Origin of the sequence: Sphingomonas sp. 3-13AW (assembly GCF_049311085.1) — a bacterium.
Taxonomy (GTDB): Bacteria; Pseudomonadota; Alphaproteobacteria; order Sphingomonadales; family Sphingomonadaceae; genus Sphingomonas.
This window is the reverse complement of sequence record NZ_JASNVZ010000057.1, coordinates 1-682: the sequence shown is the minus strand read 5'-3', so window position 1 is coordinate 682 and position 682 is coordinate 1. Positions and strand designations below refer to the sequence as shown.

The following is a 682-nucleotide window of genomic DNA, read 5'->3' as shown; positions in this document are numbered from 1 at the left end:
GACCGTGTGGTCGCCGCCGTTGAAGGTGGGGTGTCGTGCCGGCGGGCGGCCGAGCGGTTCGGGGTCAGCGCGGCGAGCGCGATCCGGTGGCGACAGCTGGCGCTGCGCCATGGCACGCCGGCGGCCAAGCCGCAGGGCGGCGATCGCCGTACAGCGAAGATCGAGGAGCATGCGGCCTTCATCCTGGACGCAATCGAGCAGCAGCCCGACCCGACGCTGGCGGAGCTGCGCGAGATGCTGGCCGCACGCGGGGTGAGCGTCAGCATCGCCACGCTGTGGCGTTTCTTCGCCCGGCACGGCATCACGCGCAAAAAAAGACCGGCCACGCGACCGAGCAGGATCGCCCCGACGTCCTGAAGCAGCGCGAGGAGTGGTTCGACGGGCAACTCGACCTCGATCCCGAGCGGCTCGTGTTCATCGACGAGACCTGGGCATCCACCAATATGGCCCGCCGGCACGGCCGCTGCCGCCGGGGCGAGCGCCTGCGCGCCGGCGTGCCCTTCGGCCATTGGAAGACGACCACCTTCACAGCCGGGCTGCGCCGCACCGGTATGGTCGCGCCGTGGGTGCTCGACGGGCCCATGAACGCCGACGCGTTCCTCACCTACGTCACCCGCGTCCTCGTGCCCGAACTCGCCAGCGGCGACGTGGTCATCTTGGACAACCTGTCGAGCCACAAGGC

1 pseudogene is annotated in these 682 nt (G+C 70.5%); it reads left to right on the top strand.

What is annotated here, in order from left to right:
* Positions 1-682: pseudogene (locus tag QP045_RS21470) on the top strand (IS630 family transposase); the annotation flags it as partial.